Annotated in this window: 14 protein-coding genes; 9 read left to right on the forward strand and 5 right to left on the reverse strand. The window is 36.0% G+C overall.

Going from position 1 to position 15,739, the window contains the following annotated elements; translation table 11 throughout:
* On the forward strand, positions 1–1,486 hold a 1,486-nt coding region (locus ACFRAE_RS10810), incomplete at its 5' end, for an SUMF1/EgtB/PvdO family nonheme iron enzyme (RefSeq protein WP_422797172.1).
* 100 nt (positions 1,487–1,586) lie between these two features.
* On the opposite strand, the gene ACFRAE_RS10815 is transcribed toward ACFRAE_RS10810, so the two are convergent.
* Positions 1,587–2,408 carry a glycogen/starch synthase gene (locus tag ACFRAE_RS10815; RefSeq protein WP_422797173.1) on the reverse strand — a complete coding sequence of 274 codons (822 nt, stop codon included), beginning with the start codon at positions 2,406–2,408 and terminating at the stop codon, positions 1,587–1,589.
* A 145-nt stretch (positions 2,409–2,553) separates the two neighbouring features.
* Here ACFRAE_RS10815 and panC point away from each other — a divergent pair, with 145 nt between their 5' ends.
* The 6 genes from panC (at position 2,554) to ACFRAE_RS10845 (ending at position 7,880) form a co-directional block, all read left to right on the forward strand.
* Positions 2,554–3,399, forward strand: coding sequence for a pantoate--beta-alanine ligase (gene panC / locus ACFRAE_RS10820; RefSeq protein WP_422797174.1), 846 nt, complete (start codon positions 2,554–2,556; stop codon positions 3,397–3,399).
* A 47-nt stretch (positions 3,400–3,446) separates the two neighbouring features.
* Positions 3,447–3,797, forward strand: a complete 351-nt coding sequence (gene panD / locus ACFRAE_RS10825) for an aspartate 1-decarboxylase (RefSeq protein ID WP_422797175.1) — start codon at positions 3,447–3,449, stop codon at positions 3,795–3,797.
* A gap of 55 nt (positions 3,798–3,852) precedes the next feature.
* Positions 3,853–4,215: a hypothetical protein gene (locus ACFRAE_RS10830; protein WP_422797176.1), complete on the forward strand. Its 363-nt coding sequence runs from the start codon at positions 3,853–3,855 to the stop codon at positions 4,213–4,215.
* Between the two features lie 163 nt (positions 4,216–4,378).
* Positions 4,379–6,724, forward strand: coding sequence for a TonB-dependent receptor (locus ACFRAE_RS10835; protein WP_422797177.1), 2,346 nt, complete (start codon positions 4,379–4,381; stop codon positions 6,722–6,724).
* Positions 6,724–7,194 carry a thioredoxin family protein gene (locus ACFRAE_RS10840; protein WP_422797178.1) on the forward strand — a complete coding sequence of 157 codons (471 nt, stop codon included), beginning with the start codon at positions 6,724–6,726 and terminating at the stop codon, positions 7,192–7,194. Before ACFRAE_RS10835 ends, ACFRAE_RS10840 begins: the two co-directional genes overlap by 1 nt.
* Positions 7,195–7,268: 74 nt before the next feature.
* A complete protein-coding gene (locus tag ACFRAE_RS10845) occupies positions 7,269–7,880 on the forward strand; it encodes an FKBP-type peptidyl-prolyl cis-trans isomerase (protein ID WP_422797179.1) in 612 nt (203 codons plus the stop codon).
* A 73-nt stretch (positions 7,881–7,953) separates the two neighbouring features.
* Here ACFRAE_RS10845 and ACFRAE_RS10850 read toward each other — a convergent pair whose 3' ends face one another.
* Entirely contained in the window at positions 7,954–8,994 is a 1,041-nt protein-coding gene (locus ACFRAE_RS10850) for a gliding motility lipoprotein GldB (protein ID WP_422797180.1), read from the reverse strand.
* A 59-nt stretch (positions 8,995–9,053) separates the two neighbouring features.
* Between ACFRAE_RS10850 and ACFRAE_RS10855 the strand changes: the two genes are divergently transcribed.
* Both ACFRAE_RS10855 and ACFRAE_RS10860 read left to right on the forward strand, forming a co-directional pair.
* Complete coding sequence (locus ACFRAE_RS10855; protein WP_422797181.1) at positions 9,054–10,694, forward strand: NAD+ synthase; 1,641 nt, start codon at positions 9,054–9,056, stop codon at positions 10,692–10,694.
* Between the two features lie 49 nt (positions 10,695–10,743).
* A complete protein-coding gene (locus tag ACFRAE_RS10860) occupies positions 10,744–11,298 on the forward strand; it encodes a DUF4136 domain-containing protein (protein WP_422797182.1) in 555 nt (184 codons plus the stop codon).
* A 168-nt stretch (positions 11,299–11,466) separates the two neighbouring features.
* Here the strand turns inward: ACFRAE_RS10860 and ACFRAE_RS10865 are convergent, their stop codons facing one another.
* The 3 genes from ACFRAE_RS10865 to ACFRAE_RS10875 are packed head-to-tail and all read right to left on the reverse strand — an operon-like array spanning position 11,467 to position 15,726.
* The gene (locus tag ACFRAE_RS10865; RefSeq protein ID WP_422797183.1) at positions 11,467–12,549 is read right to left on the reverse strand and encodes a GntR family transcriptional regulator; all 1,083 of its coding nucleotides are present in this window, start codon (positions 12,547–12,549) and stop codon (positions 11,467–11,469) included.
* Between the two features lies 1 nt (position 12,550).
* Positions 12,551–12,865, reverse strand: coding sequence for an L-rhamnose mutarotase (rhaM, locus tag ACFRAE_RS10870; RefSeq protein ID WP_422797184.1), 315 nt, complete (start codon positions 12,863–12,865; stop codon positions 12,551–12,553).
* 11 nt (positions 12,866–12,876) lie between these two features.
* Positions 12,877–15,726, reverse strand: coding sequence for a family 78 glycoside hydrolase catalytic domain (locus tag ACFRAE_RS10875; RefSeq protein WP_422797185.1), 2,850 nt, complete (start codon positions 15,724–15,726; stop codon positions 12,877–12,879).
* Between the last annotated feature and the right edge of the window lie 13 nt (positions 15,727–15,739).

A 15,739-nucleotide genomic window follows, 5' to 3' on the forward strand; every position in this document is an offset into this window, starting at 1 on the left:
CTTTAGTGCATGTAGCAGTACTAGCAATCAACAACGCAGTAATTATTCCTCAAAAACAGGCGTAAAATATAATGACCCCTACAATGGCGGTTTGCAAATTAACCGTCAAATGTCTGAATCTCCAGGTCCTGGCTTGATTGGGATTGAAGGTGGTACATTTGTCATGGGCGGAAGTTTAAATGAGGATTTAGGATTTGACTACGACACCGATAAACGTAGAGTGACTGTCGCCTCTTTTTATATTGATGAAACGGAAGTTTCCAATGCGGATTGGTTAGAGTACCTGCAATGGATTTCGCACAATTATCCGGAGGATGGGAAACTATATTACGATGCCTTGCCTGACTCTTTAGTATGGAGACACCCGCTCTCCTACAATGAACCTTATGTAAATTTATATTTTCGACATCCATCTTTTCAAGATTACCCTGTAGTTGGTGTTTCATGGGAACAAGCTAATGCCTATTGCCTATGGCGCACCGATCGTGTAAATGAGCATATATTAAGGGAATCCGGCGTATTAACTGATTATAAAACCCTAAAGGCTCAGCAAAGCAAATCTGAAATCGCCTTTAATACCGATTTATATTTAAATGGACAAATACGTGGGGAAGGAATCGATGGGAAAAATATGCCTATAGACAATAACCAATCTGCAGATGAGAAAGCGCGTCGACCTATACGAATGGAAGATGGCGTGTTGAAACAACCCTATAGACTTCCTACGGAAGCTGAATGGGAATACGCAGCATTAGGTCTTGTTGGAAACTCGACGGAAGGGAATATCCAAAGTTCCAAAACTTATCCTTGGAATGGTTTAGGAGTACGTTCAGCCAATAAAAAAACGCAAGGTCGGATGATGGCCAATTTTAAAATTACTTCTGGAAACAACATGGGGGTAGCAGGAGATTTAAATGATGGTGGAGATATTACCGTTCCGGTAAGAAGTTATCAAGCTAATGACTTTGGTTTGTACAACATGGCTGGAAATGTAAATGAATGGGTGAGCGATGTCTATAGAAAGCTGTCCTTTGAAGATTTTGAAGATTTTAACCCTTATCGTGGGCATGTATTTATGGACAATCAATACGATGATCCTCAAACACGTACCTTAGCTAAAGATAAATATGGTCGTCCAATCAAAGTCCCTGCAACTGCAGCTCGCAAACAGACCTGGGAAGAACTACAACAAACGAAAACGGATGACTCCACTGGAATCTCCAGCAATAGCAATTATGATTACGATGTTCGTGGACACTTAGATGAAGAACAAAAGGAATTATACGGCAAGGTTTCCCTGGTAAATGATAAATCAAGAATTTATAAAGGTGGCTCTTGGAATGACCGTGCCTATTGGTTAAATCCTGCAACACGTCGCTTTGCACAACAAGACCAATCTAGCTCCATGATAGGATTTAGATGTGCGATGACCATGGTAGGCAATATATTTAGTGCAACCCCAAGTAATCCAGTCAATAGTAAATAACATTTAACAAAGCATATACAATAAAAAATGCTTTCAATTAATCATTGAAAGCATTTTTTATTGTTTAAGAAAAATCTGTACTTGCGTTAAATATTGCTATTTAAGCGGAGACTTCTTCATTAACAAACTCATCATAAAGTTCTCCAAAAGCTTCATAGTCATCGTCTGAAGCAGGTTCAAACACTCGGATACTGTTCTTCTGAATGTACTCATCTAATTCTGGATGTTGTGCACCAGGAGATTTCACTACCACATCGGTAAATGATAAAGCTCCTTTGTAGGTGTCTATATAACTACCAGAACCATAATCTTTGAGCTTCTCAGGATCAATATCAACTTGTCCTGCCATTTCAGCATACTTGGTACCTAAGGATGCTTGATCAAAGTCTTCATTGTACAATGAATAGAATACTTTTGCATCTTTGAAAGCTGGATCGTTTTGATAAACTGTTTTTAAATAAGCAGGTACCATTGCAGTAAACCAACCGTGGCAGTGTACTACATCTGGAGACCAACCCAGTTTCTTAACTGTTTCCAATGCTCCTTTACAGAAAAACAATGACCGCTCATTGTTGTCCTCAAAGAATTTCCCATGCTCATCACGAAAAACCTTCTTCCGCTGAAAGTACTCTTCATTATCTAAGAAGTACACTTGCATCCTTGCAGCAGGCAATGATGCTACTTTAATAATTAGCGGATTATCATTATTGTCCACCACAATGTTCATTCCCGACAACCTTATCACTTCATGAAGACGATTTCTGCGCTCATTAATATTACCAAAGCGTGGCATAAGAATTCGAATTTCAAATCCTTTTTCTTGCATAGCGTGAGGTAACTGGCGTGTTATTTCAGAAATTTTACTTAGTTCAAGGAAAGGCGACATTTCATGGGTTATAAACAAGATTTTCGTTTTTGCCATCTCCAACTGTTTTTTTTTATTATTGAATAGTAAAATCGGTCTACAAAGATACGCATAATTTATCAATTTTACAATTGATTAAAAATCATCGTTTTATAATTTAAAGATTATTGTTCACTTTTGTACCTTATTTGAAAATTATAAATTGGAAATTTATTATACTAAAAAGGAATTACAACTAGCGTTGGAAGCCTTGAAATTAAACAATAAAGTAATTACCCTAGTCCCTACCATGGGAGCATTACATGAAGGCCATCTTTCGCTAATTAATTTCGCAAAACCAAAAACAGACATTACAGTTTGTAGCATATTTGTCAATCCCACCCAATTTAATGATCCCAAAGATTTAGAAAAGTATCCAAGACCTATCGAAAAAGACATTCAATTGTTGGAATCTGTAGGTTGCGACATATTATTTTTACCATCGGTAGAAGAAATGTATCCTCCAAATGACGAGACATGGCATATTGATTTAGGTGAGTTAGATCGCATTTGGGAAGGTGAACATAGGCCTGGACATTTTCAAGGTGTTACTCAAATAGTTCACAAGCTTTTTGAATTAGTCAAACCAGACTATGCATGTTTTGGTCAAAAGGATTTTCAACAAGTGATGGTGATTCAAAAGATGATTCAAATGAAAAACCTTCCAATTCAATTATTAATTTGTCCAATCATCAGAAATGCCAATGGTTTAGCACTCTCTTCAAGAAACGCTAGATTATCCGATGAGGGTAGAGAAATTGCCTTAGCAATATTCAAAAGCTTAAATGCTATAAAAAGTAATTTCAAGAGCAAGTCAATTCCTAATCTATTGGAAGAAGCTCGAACTATATTGGCCCAACAACCTGAAATCACTATAGAATATTTGAGCATATGCGAATCCAGTACATTAAGCCCTGTAACTAAATTGGAAGAAGGCAAATCCTACGTCGCTATAATTACCGTTTGGTTGGAAGGAGTACGATTAATAGACAATATTATCCTTTCTTAAATAAATATATTGTTAAGCAATTCATATTAAAAACATAACTTTGCCTTATGATGATTGAAGTAATGAAGTCGAAGATTCATAGAGTTCGTGTAACGCAAGCTGAATTGAATTATGTAGGTAGTATCACCATCGACGAAGATTTAATGGAGGCTGCTGATATTATAGCGAATGAAAAAGTACAAATCGTAAATAATAATAATGGCGCCCGATTAGAGACATATGTAATTCCTGGCAAACGTGGCTCAGGTATAATTTGTTTAAATGGAGCTGCAGCAAGATTAGTACAGGTGGGCGATATCGTGATCATAATCTCTTACGCTACGCTTGATCGTGAAGAGGCTAGGAATTTCAAACCTTCGGTGGTATTTCCAGATGATCACAACAAATTGTTACCATAAATTCAGATTTTAAGACAAAATACATATTTTTGATCAGTTGATCTGATCACCTAGCATGCATACGATAAATACATACCGCCAAAACATTGCCAGCTTCCTCGTTATCTGGATGTTCGCTATCATCATTAGTGGTGTGGTATTTATGCACAAGGAAGTCACATCAACTGGCGAATTTGTAACCCACATACACCCTTATAATTTAGGGGAAAAGAAACAACATCAACATCAATCGGATGCTGAAATCCGATTTTTAGACATTGTTTTTCAAGGCAGCTACCTACAGTGGAATTCGATAACGTACATAGCTCCGATTTTACAAGTTGTTTTGGAAATAGATTTTGCAGCGCAAATCTTCTCTGAAATCAAACAGTCTTTACAGTTTTACACTGGAAACTCCCCTCCTATTACATTAGCATAATCCGTTTTTATTACATTTTTGAATAGCATGCATAGCCGTTTAGTTTGCTTTGTATCCTGCTATTTACCATTGGTTTAATACCCTCAAAAGGCATTAACACCTATTTTATTTACTTGCATAATGAATATTTAAATCGTTATGCTGAATATATGCTAATTAACTTATGACATTTTTACAATTCAGAATACTCTTCATTCTATTGATTATTACAATAGGACAATCTAACTTATTTGCTCAAATTCGTGGCCAAATCACCAATCATAAAAAAGAACCAATTCCAAATGCTACTGTAAAAATAGATGGTACTGGACAAGGAACTTCTACAGATAGTTTAGGTAATTTTTTTATCGAGAATGCGAACAAGAACATCGCACACTTACACATCAGCGCTATAGGATATCAACATTTAAAAAAACCAATAGACGCATCGAACCTAAGTACCTCCATTCAAATTCAATTACAAGAGGACAATCTAAATTTAAATGAAGTGGTTGTCAGCGCATCACGATATGGTATGGAGCGTAAAAAAGCCCCTGTTATCGTAAATGTACTGAGCCCCAAATTGTTTAATGCCACACAATCTGTGGCTATGTCTGAAACACTGAATTACCAACCTGGAGTACGAGTGGAAAACAACTGTCAAAATTGTGGATTTTCTCAAGTTCGATTAAACGGTATGGAAGGCGCATATTCTCAAATACTAATTAATAGTCGATCTGTTTTCAGCGCCTTGAATTCGGTATATGGATTAGATCAAATCCCGACTAGTATGATTGACCGTATAGAAGTTGTTCGAAGCGGAGGATCCGCATTATTCGGCGCAAATGCTATTGCTGGAACGATCAATATTATCACGAAAGATCCGGTAGAGAATGATTGGCAAATTAAATCTACCAATTCATTAATCGATGGAAAATCTTGGGACAACAGTATTGATTTCAATACTTCTTATGTGGATAACGACTTAAAAGCTGGAGCAACATTTTATGGAATGCATCGTAATAGAGAAGCTTTTGATGCGAACCAAGATGGATTTTCCGACATGACTAAATTAAAGAACTTAACATTTGGGACGAAAGCTTTCTTTAGTCCTTCTGACTATAATAAAATCACCCTCGATTTAAGTGTTTTAAATGAATTCCGAAGAGGAGGAGATAGGCTCGATCTATCTCCCCACTTTACGGATGTCACCGAACAACTGCAAACTAATTCATTCATCGGGGGAATTAACTTTGATCAATACTCCAAGGATTATAAACACAAGGTATCGATCTACGCTTCTGGTCAAAAGACTGCCCGCGATAGTTACTACGGCGGATTAGGCGGTGGTAGAACTCATCAAGATTCGGTCTTGGCCTCTAATGCGTATGGCGTTACGGACGATTTTGCGATGGTGGCTGGTACCCAGTACACCTACAACTTTGAACGTGATGTATTCACCGTAGGTGTAGAATTAAATAACAACAGAACTAAAGATAATATCCCAGGATATCAGCGAATAATAGACCAAAAGACCTTGGGTGTGGGTAGCTACGCCCAGTACGAGTGGAATATTTTAGACAATGTCAAATCTTTAATTGGAGCACGTTATGACTACACCAAGGTAGATGGAGAATACCATTTATCGAATATCAAGCGTCAATCCAATCAAAATTTCGGAACATTTAGTCCTCGCTTTACCTTATTATACGACATCACCGATTACCTTCAATTTAGAGGGGGCTATGCTCGCGGATTCCGTGTTCCTCAAGCCTTTAATGAAGATATGCATGTGACCTCCATTGGTGGTCAACAAGTATTTGTATTGATTGGTGAAAATTTGAAAAATGAATACTCAAATGCCTATACTGGATCATTTAACTTGACCCAAAACATCGGCACTGTACAAACGAGCTTATTAATTGAAGGTTTTTATACCGATTTAAAAAATCCATTTACAAATATCATGACCTCAGAAGAAGAAAATATTCGAATTGAGGAAATGCGTAACGGATCTGGAGCTAGAGTATACGGTAGTAATATTGAATTAAACATTGCGCCATCCTCGGTATTCAGTATTCAAGCTGGTGGAACTATACAACGTGCCCAGTTTTTAGAATCCCAATTATTATTTGAGGGAACTACAGAAGCAGAAAATGTGAGCACCAAACGCTATGTAAGAACACCAAATGTATATGGCTACTTCAATGCGAATTGGAAAGCAACTCCAGCTTTTGCCGTTGATTTAACATCAGTGTATACCGGTAGTATGATTGTACCTCACATTCAAGAGAGTGGTCAAATGCTCCTCAAAAACAGCACAGATTTTATGGAATTAAACTTACGTCTAGGTTATACTTTTTCTTTGAAAAAAGATCTTAATCTGGAAATCTTTGGAGGAGTTCAAAACATGTTTAATTCCTTTCAAAAAGATCTTGATCGGGGTGCCTTACGTGATTCCAACTATATTTATGGACCATCAAGACCAAGAACAGCAACATTTGGCGTAAAAATTGGACATTTTCATTAATGAATAAAATAAGGTTTATCATATTGACCTTGTGCATGATTTCTACTTCTCTTAAAGCGCAGTCTTTAAGAGAAGCAGAAATTAATTGGCTATCTTTTGAAAGTCTAAACGATTCTTTAGCCTCAAACCCAAAACCAGTATTCATATTTATTCACACCGATTGGTGTGTGTATTGTAAGAAAATGCTTAATGAAGCATTTCAAGATCCAGAAATTATTAAAAAAGTAAATCAAGCATACTATGCTATTCAATTTGACGCCGAACAAATTGATACCATTCGTTTTGATGCTGGCCTATTCACCAACACCGAAAAAAGAAAAAAAAGAGGGAAATACCATAGTCTGGCGAAAATACTAATTGGAGATAATAAACCAGTTTTTCCAGTATCCATAGTATTAGATAACGATTTCTTTATCAAGGATCGTAAATTTATATATCTTAGTAAACAGCAATTATTAAAATTTTTATAAATTTACCATATGTTAGTGTAGCATTTTATTTAACATGCTCGTATTAACTCAATATATATAATACATTAATATTTATGAAAAACCTAAAATTTATCATTCTTACCTTACTTTCGGTAGCAACACTAAGTTCTTGTTTGAAGAATGACATTGAAAATGAGTATGATTATGCTGCGGAAGCTAGACGTGTGGACTCCGTTATGAAAGCACAAAAACCTATTTTAGCTGCCTATGCTGCTGAAAAATTAGGCTCTGGGGCAATCTATAATGATTCTACTCAAATGTGGTATAAAATATTGACACCTGCTACTGATAACAGTTATAACTATACCATCAATAACGGTTATTTTGTAACTCCTCGTGCAACTGTAAAGTATAAAGGCGAATTCTTAGATGGAACGGTATTCGATGAACCTTCCTTACAACAAGTTTTTACAATAAATAGCAATAACATTATTTCTGCTTGGTTATATGCATTCTTCCCTAAAACCGTAGTATACAATGGAAACACTTATCATACTGGACTTGTAGAAGGTGGTTTAAAAAAGGGACATAAAATTATGTTCGTAGCACCATCACCATTATGCTACGATAAAGCGGGTAAAAAAGGTGGAACAAAAGATATTCCAGCTGATACACCTTTAGTTTTCACTATCGAGGTAATAAATATCGAAAACGCTCCAATGTAAGTTGGTTAAAAAACATAAAAAAAGCTCTTCATTAAATGAAGAGCTTTTTTTATGCCATATTTTCTATTTAGTTTTAACTAGAAGACCTTCCCTTATACTTAGAATCCTCCAAAATCTTCTGTGCGTTTTCTTCCTTTAGCAAATCATTTAAGGTCATTTCCGGATGTTTATCCATATATTTTTTAACAATTTGCCATCCTATAAAGGAACCTAATTTAGGCGCTGAAGAATTATTTTCTCCTAATTCAGGAGTAAAAGGGGCCTCGGTAAAATATTTCTGTATTCGTTGATAATCGGTACTGTATAATAAGTTTTCCTCCAAGAACCAGGACCAAACTTCCATTTCATAGTGATTTGCCCATTCCATTTGTTCTTTACTGTATCCTATTTTTAAACTATCCGCAACATCCAAAACACAATCCATAGCATATAAAATTTTGCCATGATAGATCATTTGCTCTAAAGTATTTGAATTCAACTCTTTTTCAGGAATCAGTTCCTCTCGCAATACCGATTCTATCACTCTTGGGGTAATATTTTCAGGAGTAAATCTTCTCGATACATACAAGGGTATCGATTGAATTAATGCTGGATAGAACGTTGAGTGAGCCCCGAGAAACATATCTAAACCTATCCCTATATAATCATTCCCTACAGGCACCTGAACGCTAAATCCTGAAAAAAATGAGATTATATTAGGCGTTTTATATTCTGGAAAATAATACTTTATATATTTAAAAGCTAAGGTTAATTCCTCCTCTTGTTTTGTTAAATCTGGAAAGGCAAGGTTTACAGCCTTAGCTAAAGCTTTAAAATCCTGCTCTTTAATAATTTTCGGTAAGATGTCCTTCATGTACAAGGTATCTGCAGGGTTTCCAACATGCAACATGTGCAGCATGAAATCTGAATAAAAATCTCCATATTTTTTTTGCCAAAGTCTATTTTGAGATAAGACCAAATTGCTATCCAAACGGGCAAACTCTTGATCAAATCGCTGTATTTTTAGGGCAAGTTCTATCTCAGAAACATCAGGCTTTTTAGCACCCTGACTACATGCAATAATGAAAACGAACGGAATGGCAACTAATAATAGGATGTTTAATGATCTTTCCATGTAGATAGTTTATAGCTATACACAAAATTAATTATTAATTTTACAATAAATTCAGGCATATGAAAATAGCTTTAGCACAACTAAACTACCACATCGGAAATTTCGAGCAAAACAACCATAAAATCATTCAAGCTATTGAACAAGCTAAATTAAATCAAGCAGACCTCATTGTCTTTGCAGAATTGGCCATTGGAGGGTATCCGGCCAAAGATTTATTGCGCAACCCTGCCTTTTTGAAAAAATGTCAAGAAAGTATTCAGGAAATTGCCAACCATTGTCAAGACATCGCTTGTATTATTGGTGCGCCAATGATTAATTCAGATGGAGAAGGAAAATCCTTATACAATACCGCTGTTTTATTAGAAAATGGAGCCATTAAAAACAGCTGTAAGAAGAGTTTATTGCCAGATTACGATGTATTTGATGAATACCGTTATTTCCAACCTAGCCCCTCGGTAAACTGCATCAGCTTTCAATCCAAAACCATAGCTTTAACCATTTGTGAAGATCTATGGGATGATGATGGACCAAATTCATATGTAGGAGACATCATGCAAGAATTGAATAAGCAACATCCAGATCTGATTATCAATATTGCAGCATCGCCATTTAATTACACACATTTTGAAAATAGAAAAAACGTACTATCTAGAAATGTAATCAAAAGCAATGCACCACTAATCTATGTCAACCAAGTTGGAGCTCATACCGATATTATTTTTGATGGTCGTTCTATTGCTTTGAATAAAAAAGCAGAAATCATCTCCGAATTGAAAGCTTTTGAAGAGGACTTACAGTACCTTACTTTAAATTCGCAGGATTTAGTCGCAGAAACAACCGTACAGCCTAAAAAGTATTCAGAAATCTCCTTAATCCATCAAGCGCTAATCGCTGGTTTGAAAGATTATTTTTACAAATCCGGTTTTAAGAAAGCAGTTTTAGGTCTATCAGGAGGGATTGATTCGGCTATCGTAGCAGCCTTGGCTTGTGAAGCTTTAGGAGCTGAGAATGTATTATCTGTACTCATGCCGTCTATTTATTCCAGTGATCATTCTATAAAAGATGCCTTAGATTTAGTGAAAAATACGGGATGCAAGCATACTATTTTACCTATACAAGATATCGCAGCTGCCTTTGAAGCTACCTTAGACCCATTTTTTGGAGATCTACCTAAAAATTTAACCGAGGAAAATATTCAAGCAAGAACCCGCGGAACCTTATTAATGGCTGTCTCCAACAAGTTAGGATATATACTATTAAACACCTCCAACAAAAGTGAAGCAGCAGTGGGATATGGAACATTGTATGGCGATATGGCAGGCTCATTAAGTGTTATCGGTGATGTATACAAAACACAAGCCTTTCAATTGGCTAATTATATCAATCGAGAACGTGAAATAATCCCGATAAACACAATTGTCAAACCTCCTTCCGCCGAATTAAGACCAGATCAGAAAGATTCAGACTCCTTACCTGAATACGATATACTAGATGCCATATTATTTCAACTTATCGAAAAAGAAAAAACCGTTGAAGAACTCATTCATTTAGGATTTGAGGATTCATTAGTCATAAGGATCAATAATTTATTAAATAACGCTGAATTTAAACGTTTCCAAGCTCCACCAATTTTGCGGGTAAGCCCGAAAGCATTTGGACCAGGTAGAGCGATGCCCTTGGTCGCTAAATTTTTATTTTAAATTTAAACCCTCGGCAAATAAATACGTCTAAATAATAAATTGAATAAACATGAATATGCGTTGGTCTCTATTATTAGTAGGAATTATTCTCTTTCTAGGATCATGTTCCACCTACAAATACAACATGACGAGGGTGCAGGAATTAAATTTCTCCCAGTATAAAACATACGGTTGGCTACCTCCTGTTGATTCCTTATCAAAGTCTTATTTTAACAATGATATTGCTCGTGAGAACATATTATCTTCAGCAAATAGAGAATTAGGGGCTCGTGGCTTAAGCTACAGCAAAGAAAACCCAGATATTGTATTTCGGTACATAACCATTGTAAACAACAAAAGTCGTTTGGTATATTCCAATCCAGGTTGGGGCTGGGGAGGTACTTGGGGCTGGTACAGACCCTGGGGATATTACGGAGGTCCTATGTATCCACAAGGTAGAGAAAAGTACCGCTATGCACATCTAATTATTGAAGCTGTGGACACCAAGACCAAAACAGTAATATGGCAAGCTCGTGGTTCTGGCGAAGTAAGATCTCCTGAGAAATCAATCAATGATCTTCCTAAAATTGTCAAAGGTATCTTTGAAGAGTATCCGAAAAACTAATCGTAGAAACCCTACTGAATAAAGATAAAAGCCAATTGGCTGTGCAAAGAAGACAGGGCGTGAACTCAAGATCATTCCCTGTTTTATTTCCAAAAAAGCATATTATATAAAAAGAGGGAGCAATTGCTCCCTCTTTTTATATAATATGTTTAAGAGTTTCCTTAAATTCTAAATAGAAGGACGTTGTTTTAAATAAAATGGCACTTCTACATGGTCAATTGAACGATTTTTAATTAACTCTGCCGCCATTCTACCCATCTTTTCAAAATCAGTTGATATGGTAGTTATTCCATTCAATATAAACTGTTTTAAAGGAGTTTCATTATAGGAGATGACACCTACATCTACCCCAATTTGCAGTTTTCTACTGATGATTTTGTCCAAAAGTTTAACCAAATCATCCTCTGCAATATTAATATAACAAGTCCCTTTAGAAATTTTCTCCTTATCCAAATCGCTCACTAAACTGTGATTAAATGCATATTGTTGGGCAAATTTATAAAACCCTTTAATGATAGATTTCGGATAATCGCTGTTGTCTGGAAAAATCAATTTGATGGTATCGTATTTACTCAAGGCGGGCAATGCTTCTTCCAAAGCACCATAAATATCCTTTTCATAATTCTCATATACCGCCGCAAAATCTCCTTGGATATCTTCCACAAACTTACCCAATAACACCAATTTGTCTCTAGGAATAAACTTATTGATAATCTCAGAAGCCTGGTCTCTACCCTCCTTAAAATGAGGGAAAAGCACATAATAATCGTACGTCTTGGTTAGATTATCCAATAATGTTCTCAGGTATGAAATATCGCTATTGTATACGAATAAATCCAATGCGGCATCATCTGCTAATTCTTGTGCAAAGGAATCGTACACAATTTTCTTGTGGGCACTAAGCTTATTAAGTAATAAAGCTATTTTTTGACGTTGTTTAACGTCACTGGTTGCCACATAGTAACCCTTACCAGGAATCGATGCGATGACCTCTGAATTTTTTAAAAACTTATAGGCCTTCTCAACCGTATCTCTAGATATATCAACATACACACTAAGCTCATTGATTGAGGGCAACATATCCTCTTTCTGTAATATTCTGTTCTTTACGGCATCCATGATGGCATTCGCCAACTGTTGATATTTAGGAGTTGCAGAAAAGTCGCTTATTTGAATTGTTTTTAAAAATTCAGTTACTTTGCTAGTCATTTCTTGATCTGTAATTCGGTACAGGTTTACTTGCTTTTCCATCCTAAGGTAAGTAAAAAACTTCTTTCAAGCCAACTGAAACTGGAGAATTATCAGAATTTGTTTCCATCAAATCCTTCATATATGCCCACCATTCTTTCATGATTGGATCAGCACGCAAGCTAACTTCATCAAAATGATCGAGTTGCTTTTGAATAGCAAAAAGATCTAAGGTTTCTGGATCTAAGAAAATGCTATAATCATAAACTCCATTTTCTTTTAAGAGATTGGCCAATTTTGGCCAAATCTCTTGATGTCTTTTTAAATATTCAGCTTCATTTCCTGGATAAAGCTTCATTTTAAAAGCAGCTATTTTCATGTGCTTTAATATTAGTTATTGATAACCACTTCGTATTTACCTGACCCTAGTTCTGCAGTAACTTGTTCCGCACCTTCTTTCACATTACTTACATAGCTCAATGAATTTAAGGATTTACCATTAATAGAAACCTTACTAGCATTTGCTGTCGGGAAATAACAAGTTGCTTTAACATTTACAGGGATTTCGATGTGTTGTACAATTTTATTACCTGTCTTTTTCCAAGAAGAAGAAATTTTTCCCGAAATAGAATGGTAACTTCCACTTGCTTCATTGATTCCTGAGCTTATTTCTGGTTTGATCTGAATTTCACTATATCCATTAGCTGTTGCAGATATACCTAATAAGTTTTGGAACATCCACTCATTTACAGAACCAAAAGCATAATGGCTAAAGGAGTTCATCGCAGCATTATGTACAAATCCTTTATCTTTCGTAAAGCTATCCCATCTTTCCCAAATAGAAGTAGCTCCATTTACCACTTCATATCCTAAAGAAGGGTATTCTTCACTCAAAATTAATTTATAAGCTTTATCTACACTTCCTGTTTTAGATAATGCAGGTAATAATGGTTTAAAACCTAAGAAACCAGTGGTCAATTTATCGCCATTCGATTGAACTAAATCCCTTAAGAATTGTCCCGCTTTAATGGCATCTTCTCCATCTAATATGCCAGAATAAATAGCGTTGGCATAAGCTGTTTGTGTATGACCTGAAAAACCATTTTGTCCTTCCACGTAACCATCCCCATTACCGTATACCTTTTCATCAATTTTCAACTTACCGTTTTCATCCATGTAATGTTTTTTGAATCCAGCACGGATAAGCTCTAAATCTTTGGTATATGCATCTGCCAACTGATCCTTACCAATAGCACGAGTCATTTCGGCCATTAATTTCGTACAGTAGTAATAATAAGTATTTGCCACCAAATCAGGACTTGTTTTTTGACCAACGGATAGCCAATCTCCAAAGCCTCCTTTAGGTGTCGCATCTTCCCAGATACCTTCAACCATCGCACCCTGAGGAGCTTTTGATTTTAAGAAAGCCATAAACTTGGTCATGTACGGCAATGATTCTTCTACAATACGGTGATCATTATACCCTTTGAAAATTTCATAAGTACAAATAATTCCAGCCTCAGACCATCCTGGTGAATAGGTGTCTGAAGGGCGAATGGCAGCTAAGCCTTTATCATTTTTAGGAATTGGAGCATAAACTGGGTATGCACCATTTTCCCATTGCGAATCATTTAAATCTTTTATCCATTTCTTATGGAATGGAGCAACATCGTTATTAAAAGTTGCTGAGCGCATATAAACTTGAGCATCCCCAGTCCATCCGATACGTTCATCACGTTGCGGACAATCGGTCGGTATATCTATATAGTTAGCTAATTGAGTCCAAACGATATTACTGTATAACTGATTCAACATATCGTTGTCCGTTTTAAACGTACCTGCAGTCTCCAAATCAGAACTTAATGCCAAACCTGTTAAGAAATCAGCTTTAGGTTCTTCTTTTAGACCTGATACCTCTACAAATTGAAAGCCATGAAAAGTAAAACTTGGACTCCAAACCTCAGCTTGTGCATCTCCACGGAAAATATACGTGTCAATGGCTCTTGCTCTACGCAAATTCTCAGTAACCAGTTTCCCATCGATATGTAACATTTCTCCAAATCGGAACACTAATTTCTCACCAGCTTTTGCTTTATGTTTAAGTCTAATATTTCCAGCAAAGTTTTGACCAAAATCAATCATATACTTGCCATCAGCAATTTTTTTAATGGATTTTATAGGAAGTTCTTTTACTACTCGTACCGGATTACTAGGATACATTTCCAATGCACGATCTGATTTATCAGCTACCACTTCTACAGCAGACCATTGATTATCATCAAATCCAACCTTATTCCAGCCCTTTGGATCTTTTCTTGCATCATGTGTTTCTCCTTGTAAAAAGTCGGATTCAATAACGGCTCCTACACCTGTTTTCCAAGTTTTATCTGTATAAAATACTTCTTTCGTTCCATCTGCATATTCTACGTCTACTTGAGCTTTCAATAATGGAAAATTACCATAAAAACGGTCTACCTGAGGAGTACCTACCAACAATGCATAAGCCAAGTATCCTGAATACCATCCGCTTGACAATATCGCACCAAAGGCATTATTACCTTGTTGAAGGTTTTTACTTACATCATATACATTATAATAAACACGTTTATTATATTCCGTCCAACCCGATCCGAAATAATCTTTTCCGATTTTTTCGCCATTAATATAAAAATTATGTAAACCTAAAGAACTGATGTATAATCGAGCACTTTTAACCGGTTTTGTCACTTTTACTTCTTTTCTCAAATAAGGAGATGGAGGTAAATGGTACTCTCCTTTTGGAGCAAGATGATTCAAATCTTTACCAATCCACTCGGCAGTCCATTCGCTTTTTGTTGGTTTTGCCAATTCCCAAGAATTAATTGTCGACCATAAGCCTTCTTCATTTTTAGCATTCCACACTTTGACTTTCCAATACACCTTTTGTCCAGGTTGCAAGGCCTTACCTTGATAGGACACTTGATTTGTAGCATTGGATTCCACTTTTTCCGAATCCCACAAATCGCCAATATGCTTATTTAAATTTGCTATGGAACTCGCTACCAAAATGCGGTATGCTTGTTGGCTTTGATTAAAACCTGAAGCACGCAATTCCCAACTTAATCGTGGTGAAGATTCTTCCACAAAAGGATTTACCTTATATTCTGTCCTTAAATAAACTGGTCGTATATCTGTATTTGCCCAACTTTGCATACTGATCAATGTAAAGCATAACAACCATAATAATTTAACTCTCTTCATAGTATTCTTAACA

The organism is Sphingobacterium sp. HJSM2_6, from assembly GCF_049316305.1.
Taxonomy (GTDB): domain Bacteria; phylum Bacteroidota; class Bacteroidia; order Sphingobacteriales; family Sphingobacteriaceae; genus Sphingobacterium.

Bases quoted from the DNA above. Each gene is read 5' to 3' on its own strand.
- ACFRAE_RS10865 (WP_422797183.1), bottom strand. From the start codon at position 12,549: ATGGAAAAGCAAGTAAACCTGTACCGAATTACAGATCAAGAAATGACT.
- ACFRAE_RS10835 (WP_422797177.1), top strand. From the start codon at position 4,379: ATGACATTTTTACAATTCAGAATACTCTTCATTCTATTGATTATTACA.
- ACFRAE_RS10830 (WP_422797176.1), top strand. From the start codon at position 3,853: ATGCATACGATAAATACATACCGCCAAAACATTGCCAGCTTCCTCGTT.
- ACFRAE_RS10845 (WP_422797179.1), top strand. From the start codon at position 7,269: ATGAAAAACCTAAAATTTATCATTCTTACCTTACTTTCGGTAGCAACA.
- ACFRAE_RS10855 (WP_422797181.1), top strand. From the start codon at position 9,054: ATGAAAATAGCTTTAGCACAACTAAACTACCACATCGGAAATTTCGAG.
- ACFRAE_RS10840 (WP_422797178.1), top strand. From the start codon at position 6,724: ATGAATAAAATAAGGTTTATCATATTGACCTTGTGCATGATTTCTACT.
- rhaM (WP_422797184.1), bottom strand. From the start codon at position 12,865: ATGAAAATAGCTGCTTTTAAAATGAAGCTTTATCCAGGAAATGAAGCT.
- ACFRAE_RS10860 (WP_422797182.1), top strand. From the start codon at position 10,744: ATGAATATGCGTTGGTCTCTATTATTAGTAGGAATTATTCTCTTTCTA.
- ACFRAE_RS10850 (WP_422797180.1), bottom strand. From the start codon at position 8,994: ATGGAAAGATCATTAAACATCCTATTATTAGTTGCCATTCCGTTCGTT.
- ACFRAE_RS10815 (WP_422797173.1), bottom strand. From the start codon at position 2,408: ATGGCAAAAACGAAAATCTTGTTTATAACCCATGAAATGTCGCCTTTC.
- ACFRAE_RS10875 (WP_422797185.1), bottom strand. From the start codon at position 15,726: ATGAAGAGAGTTAAATTATTATGGTTGTTATGCTTTACATTGATCAGT.
- panD (WP_422797175.1), top strand. From the start codon at position 3,447: ATGATGATTGAAGTAATGAAGTCGAAGATTCATAGAGTTCGTGTAACG.